The 6372-nt window shown below is 68.6% G+C and carries 5 protein-coding genes and 1 pseudogene; 1 reads left to right on the top strand and 5 read right to left on the bottom strand.

Features of this window, described 5'->3' with window-relative positions:
• Positions 1 to 91 (top strand): annotated as a pseudogene (locus AB0L74_RS33320) (proteasome subunit beta); the annotation flags it as partial.
• A gap of 252 nt (positions 92 to 343) precedes the next feature.
• Here AB0L74_RS33320 and prcA read toward each other — a convergent pair.
• The 5 genes from prcA to arc all read right to left on the bottom strand — a co-directional run bounded on the left by prcA (position 344) and on the right by arc (position 6251).
• Positions 344 to 1099 carry a proteasome subunit alpha gene (gene prcA, locus AB0L74_RS33315; RefSeq protein WP_365660871.1) on the bottom strand — a complete coding sequence of 252 codons (756 nt, stop codon included), beginning with the start codon at positions 1097 to 1099 and terminating at the stop codon, positions 344 to 346.
• Between the two features lie 70 nt (positions 1100 to 1169).
• Positions 1170 to 2015 (bottom strand): proteasome subunit beta, encoded by an 846-nt coding sequence (gene prcB, locus AB0L74_RS33310; RefSeq protein ID WP_365660868.1) that lies wholly within the window; start codon positions 2013 to 2015, stop codon positions 1170 to 1172.
• Between the two features lie 280 nt (positions 2016 to 2295).
• Positions 2296 to 2514, bottom strand: coding sequence for a ubiquitin-like protein Pup (locus AB0L74_RS33305; RefSeq protein WP_020939002.1), 219 nt, complete (start codon positions 2512 to 2514; stop codon positions 2296 to 2298).
• 224 nt (positions 2515 to 2738) lie between these two features.
• Positions 2739 to 4250: a depupylase/deamidase Dop gene (gene dop / locus AB0L74_RS33300; protein WP_365660865.1), complete on the bottom strand. Its 1512-nt coding sequence runs from the start codon at positions 4248 to 4250 to the stop codon at positions 2739 to 2741.
• A 234-nt stretch (positions 4251 to 4484) separates the two neighbouring features.
• Positions 4485 to 6251, bottom strand: coding sequence for a proteasome ATPase (gene arc, locus AB0L74_RS33295; RefSeq protein WP_365660862.1), 1767 nt, complete (start codon positions 6249 to 6251; stop codon positions 4485 to 4487).
• Positions 6252 to 6372 lie beyond the last annotated feature (121 nt).

Below are 6372 nucleotides of genomic sequence, written 5' to 3'. Positions count from 1 at the left end.
CCTGGCCGCGCTGCACGCCCTGTACGGCGCGGCGGACGACGGCTCCGCCACCGGCGGCCCGGACCCGACCCGGCGGATCTTCCCGATCCTGGGGGGTGTCCGCCCGCAGCGGTTGGCGCGTCGACCCGGGTGCGTTGGTCACCGACCGATTCCGCGCCGTTCCGAGGACGGACACCCCCCGGCGCGGCCCGACCCACCCCCGACCCTGGCCGCTCCGCGCACCCCCACCGGAGCCGCAGGGAGGCGCCGCAGGCACCACAACGCACGAACCCGCACAGGAAGCCGCCGGCATCCCGCACCCCCACCGGAGGCCCCGCGGGCACCCCCGGAACCGCCGCTACTCCTACTCCTGCTCCTCCTCGGCCGCGGACGTCCCGCCCGCAGACGACTCGCCCGCGGCCCCCTGCTCCAGCAGCCGCGACAGCTGCCTCCCCGTGATCCGCTTGAACTTCCGCTTCTGCGGCCGCGTCCGGTCCAGCACCGCCACCTCCAGCCGCTCGGCCGGAATCTCCCGCTGGCTGCCGTTGGTGTCCCGCGACAGCGCCTGCACGGCCAGCTGCAACGCCTCCGCCAGCGACATCCCGTCCCGGTGCCGCTGGTCGAGGTAGCTGCTGATCTGCTCGGCGTTGCCGCCGACCGCCACCGAGCCGTGCTCGTCGACGATCGAGCCGTCGTGCGGCAGCCGGTACATCTGGTCCTGCTCCGCAGTCTCCCCCACCTCGGCGACGACCAGCTCCACCTCGTACGGCTTCTCCCCCGAGCTGGAGAAGATCGTGCCGAGGGTCTGCGCGTAGACATTGGCGAGCCCGCGCGCCGTCACGTCATCGCGGTCGTAGGTGTAACCGCGCAGGTCCGCGTAGCGCACCCCGCCGATGCGCAGATTCTCGTACTCGTTGTACTTCCCGGCGGCCGCGAAACCGATCCGGTCGTAGATCTCGCTGAACTTGTGCAGCGCGCGGGACGGGTTCTCACCGACGAACACGATGCCGTCGGTGTACTGCAGCACGACCAGGCTGCGGCCGCGGGCGATGCCCTTGCGGGCGTATTCCGCCCGGTCGGCCATGGCCTGCTGAGGTGAGACATAGAACGGCGTCGACACCGGTTATCCGTCCCTTTCAGTCGAAGTCACTGGATCACCTGACAACAAACAAGGCGAAACAAGGCGCCCCCTACAGCAGCGCCGCCCGCGGCCCGTCCGGATGCTCCAGCCGCCGTTCCAGGATCGACCGGGCGATCCCGGACGCCTCGTCGTCGGTGAGCCGGCGGAAGCCGTCCTCGGTGATCACGGTGACGATCGGATAGATCCGGCGCGCGACATCGGGACCACCGGTCGCCGAGTCGTCGTCGGCCGCGTCGTACAGGGCCTGGACCACCAGTGTCGTGGCCTCGGCCTCGCTCAGGTCGTCGCGGAACAGCTTCTTCATGGCGCCGCGCGCGAAGATCGAACCGGAGCCCGTCGCCGCGAAGCTCTGCTCCTCCGACCGTCCGCCCGTCACGTCGTACGAGAAGATGCGCCCCTTGCCGCGGTCCACGTCGTATCCGGCGAACAGCGGCACCACGGCCAGACCCTGCATGGCCATGCCGAGGTTGGAGCGGATCATCGTCGACAGGCGGTTCGCCTTGCCCTCCAGCGACAGCTGGGTGCCTTCGACCTTCTCGAAGTGCTCCAGCTCCAGCTGGAACAGCTTCACCATCTCCACGGCCAGACCCGCCGTGCCGGCGATGCCCACCGCCGAGTACTCGTCCGCAGGGAAGACCTTCTCGATGTCCCGCTGCGCGATGACATTGCCCATGGTGGCGCGCCGGTCACCGGCGAGGACCACGCCGCCGGGGAACGTCACGGCCACGATCGTCGTGCCGTGCGGCGCCTCGACGACCCCTTGCACCGGCGGGAGCTGCCGGTTGCCCGGCAGCAGCTCCGGCTGGTGCTCGGCGAGGAAGTCCATGAACGAGGAGGACCCCGGCGTCAGGAAGGCAGCTGGTAGACGCCCGGTGCTACGAGTGTTGGCTTCCACGCGATTCCTTCCACGTATGCAGCAGCCCGCCTTGTGATTGTCGGGCCGATCGTTGAAACTGCCCCAGCGCGGCGTTCGGCTGGAGCACGGTACGCCACGGACCCTACCCCCCTTGCGGCAGTGATCCACATACTCGGCGGGAACCCCGGAAGGGGACACAACGGGTCCGGACGCGGCGCCGCGCGCGGCACGGCCTCACCGCACCGCGCGCGACACCTCACGCACCTCTCACCCGCCGGTCGCCCGCCCGGCCGGCCGTGGGCCCGTAGGCCGGACCGGCCTACTCGCCGCCCTTCTGGACGAAGGACCTCACGAAGTCCTCGGCGTTCTCCTCGAGCACGTCGTCGATCTCGTCCAGCACGGAGTCGACATCGTCGCTGAGCTTCTCGTGGCGCTCCTTGAGATCCTCCGAAGCCTGCGCGTCCTGCGCCTGCTCCTCGACCTCCTCGGTGGACCGGGTGGCCTTCTGCTGCCCGCCGCCGGTGTCCTTGGTCGCCATAACCCTCACCCCGCTCGGTTCGCCCGACACAATTCGCTCGGTCAAGATCAGACCCTACAAGCCGGGTCCGACATCGGCCCCGCAGTTTCTCCAACGCACGGGGCCTGCCTTCATGATTCCCAGACGCCGGGTTTTCCACCCCGCCCGGCCGCCTTCGTGCTGGTACCCGCGTATCCGCCCGCCGTGCGTGCGCGCGGAGGCCCGGACACCCGGCCCTTGGCCGCTCAGCCGCCGGAGAGCACCCTGACCAGGTCCTCGGCCGTGCGGCAGCGGTCCAGGAGCTCCTTGACGTGATTACGCGTTCCGCGAAGCGGCTCCAGGGTGGGCACCCGCTGGAGCGAGTCGCGGCCCGGCAGGTCGAAGATCACCGAGTCCCAGGAGGCCGCGGCGACGTCGTCGGCGTACTGCTCCAGGCAGCGCCCCCGGAAGTACGCGCGCGTGTCCTCCGGCGGCTTGGTGCGGGCCCGCTCGACCTCGGCCTCGTCCAGCAGCCGCTTCATACGGCCACGGGCCACCAGACGGTTGTAGAGGCCCTTGTCGGGGCGCACGTCGGCGTACTGGAGGTCGACCAGGTGCAGCCGTGCGGCGTCCCAGTCCACGCCGTCCCGGCGCCGGTAGCCCTCCATGAGCTCCCGCTTGGCGACCCAGTCCAGCTCGCCGGCCAGGCTCATCGGGTCGTTCTCCAGGCGGGTGAGGATGTCCTCCCAGCGGCTCAGCACGTCCGTGGTCTGGTCGTCGGCGTCCGCCCCGAACCGTTCCTCGACGTATTTGCGCGCCAGCTCGTAGTACTCCATCTGGAGCTGCACCGCGGTGAGTGTGCGGCCGCTGCGCAGGGTGACCAGGTGGCGCAGCGACGGGTCGTGCGAGACCTGGTGGAGGGTGCGCACGGGCTGGTCCACGGCGAGGTCGACGGCGATGAAACCGTCCTCGATCATCGACAGGACCAGGGACGTCGTGCCCAGCTTCAGATAAGTGGAGATCTCCGACAGATTGGCATCACCGATGATCACGTGCAGCCGGCGGTACTTCTCGGCGTCGGCGTGCGGCTCGTCGCGGGTGTTGATGATCGGGCGCTTGAGGGTCGTCTCCAGGCCCACCTCGACCTCGAAGTAGTCCGCGCGCTGGCTCAGCTGGAAACCGTGCTCGTGCCCGTCCTGCCCGATGCCGACGCGGCCGGCGCCGGCGAAGACCTGGCGGGAGACGAAGAACGGCGTGAGGTGGCGCACGATGTCCGAGAAGGGGGTCTCCCGCTTCATCAGGTAGTTCTCGTGCGTGCCGTAGGACGCGCCCTTGTTGTCGGTGTTGTTCTTGTACAGGTGGATCGGCTGCGCGCCGGGCAGCTGGGCGGCCCGTTCCGCGGCCTCGGCCATGATCCGCTCGCCGGCCTTGTCCCACAGCACGGCGTCCCTCGGATTGGTGACCTCGGGCGCGCTGTACTCGGGGTGCGCGTGGTCGACGTACAGCCGGGCTCCGTTGGTGAGGATCACATTGGCCAGGCCGATGTCCTCGTCGGTGAGCTGGCTGGCGTCGGCGGCCTCGCGGGCGAGGTCGAAGCCTCGCGCGTCCCGCAGCGGGTTCTCCTCCTCGAAGTCCCAGCGGGCCCGGCGGGCCCGGTGCATCGCCGCCGCGTAGGCGTTGACGATCTGGGACGAGGTGAGCATGGCATTGGCGTTCGGGTGGCCGGGGACGGAGATCCCGTACTCCGTCTCGATGCCCATTACTCGCCGTACGGTCATGCGGCCCTCCTTGCCCGGCGGCGCCCTCGGTCGTGGACACCGCTCAGATACCGCTGGTGCTCGATCACGTGTGCGGTACCCGTCCCCGCACTGCGCGACTCGGCGGTACGGAAGAGCCTAGAACGCCTTTGCGCTGGTGGGGAGATCATTTGCGTCATTGCCTGCTCCATCCGCGGGCCTGAAAAACAGCCGGCTGCGGGTACCCGGTGAGGGCACCCGCAGCCGCCCTGCGTTTTACAGGTACTGACCGGTGTTCGCCACCGTGTCGATGGAGCGTCCGGTGTCCGCGCCCTGCTTTCCGGTGACAAGGGTGCGGATGTAAACGATCCGCTCGCCCTTCTTGCCGGAGATCCGGGCCCAGTCGTCCGGGTTGGTGGTGTTGGGCAGGTCCTCGTTCTCCTTGAACTCGTCCACACACGCCTGGAGGAGGTGGGAGACCCGCAGGCCCTTCTGGCTCTTCTCGAGGAAGTCCTTGATCGCCATCTTCTTGGCGCGGCCCACGATGTTCTCGATCATGGCGCCGGAATTGAAGTCCTTGAAGTAAAGGACTTCCTTGTCGCCATTGGCGTAGGTGACCTCCAGGAAGCGGTTCTCCTCCGATTCGGCGTACATCTGTTCCACGGCGGTCTGGATCATGCCCTGGACGGTGGCCGCCTTGTCGCCGCCGTGCTCCGCGAGGTCGTCCTCGTGCAGCGGGAGGCGCTCGGTGAGGTACTTTCCGAAGATGTCCTTGGCCGCCTCGGCGTCCGGACGCTCGATCTTGATCTTCACATCCAGCCGGCCGGGCCGCAGGATGGCGGGGTCGATCATGTCCTCGCGGTTGGAGGCGCCGATCACGACCACGTTCTGCAGGCCCTCCACGCCGTCGATCTCGGCGAGGAGCTGGGGGACGATGGTGTTCTCCACGTCCGAGCTGACACCGGAGCCGCGGGTGCGGAAGAGGGACTCCATCTCGTCGAAGAAGACGATGACGGGCGTGCCCTCGCTCGCCTTCTCCCTGGCCCGCTGGAAGACCAGGCGGATCTGCCGCTCGGTCTCGCCGACGTACTTGTTCAGCAGCTCGGGGCCCTTGATGTTCAGGAAGAAGCTCTTGCCGGCCGCCTGTCCGGTCACCTCGGCGACCTTCTTGGCCAGCGAGTTGGCGACCGCCTTGGCGATCAGCGTCTTGCCGCATCCGGGAGGCCCGTAGAGCAGGACACCCTTGGGCGGACGCAGCTCGTGCTCCCGGAAGAGGTCCGGGTAGAGATAGGGGAGCTCGACCGCGTCGCGGATCGCCTCGATCTGGTTGCCGAGGCCGCCGATCTGCTCGTAGCCGATGTCCGGCACCTCTTCGAGGACGAGCTCCTCGACCTCGCTCTTGGGCACCACCTCGTAGACGTATCCGGAGCGCGGTTCGAGCAGCAGGGCGTCGCCGGGACGGATGGTGACGTCCAGCAGCGGCTCGGCGAGCCGCACCACCCGCTCCTCGTCGGTGTGCCCCAGCACCAGGGCGCGCTCGCCGTCCTCGAGGATCTCCTTGAGGGTGACGATGTCGCCGACGCGCTCGAACTCCATGGCCTCGACCACGTTGAGCGCCTCGTTGAGCATGACCTCCTGGCCGCGCCTCAGCTCGTCGAGGTCGACGCTCGGGCTGACGTTCACCCGGAGCTTGCGGCCCCCGGTGAAGATGTCGGCGGTGCCGTCCTCGTTCGCTTGCAGGAAGACACCGAAGCCGGCCGGCGGCTGGGCGAGCCGGTCGACCTCCTCCTTGAGAGCCACGATCTGGTCACGGGCCTCACGGAGCGTATTGGCGAGTCGCTCGTTCTGCGCGGACACGCCGGCCAGATTGGTCTGAAGCTCGACGATCCGCTCTTCGAGAATCCTCGTGTGCCGCGGAGAGTCGGCGAGCTTGCGTCGCAGGACGGCGATCTCCTGCTCAAGGTAGGCAATCTGCCCGTCCGGGTCGTCGGACCCGCGTCCCGGGCGGATGCCGCGGTTCATGTCGTCGTCGTGGGCTGCCACGGTCCTCACCTCCTCCAAGGGGAGCTGGACGCTTCCAGACCCTACCTGGGTGGGTGTCGATTGAAACCCCTAGATCACAAAGACGGTCGGGGTGTGTCTGATCTTCACCCTTGCGCTCTCC

The organism is Streptomyces sp. NPDC052020 (assembly GCF_040680575.1).
Taxonomy (GTDB): domain Bacteria; phylum Actinomycetota; class Actinomycetes; order Streptomycetales; family Streptomycetaceae; genus Streptomyces.
Note: the sequence above shows the minus strand (reverse complement) of the source record. Positions and strands in the feature narration are given on the sequence as shown.

Coding starts and splice junctions, on each gene's coding strand:
- AB0L74_RS33305 (WP_020939002.1), bottom strand. CDS start 2,514: ATGGCGACCAAGGACACCGGCGGCGGGCAGCAGAAGGCCACCCGGTCC.
- dop (WP_365660865.1), bottom strand. CDS start 4,250: ATGACCGTACGGCGAGTAATGGGCATCGAGACGGAGTACGGGATCTCC.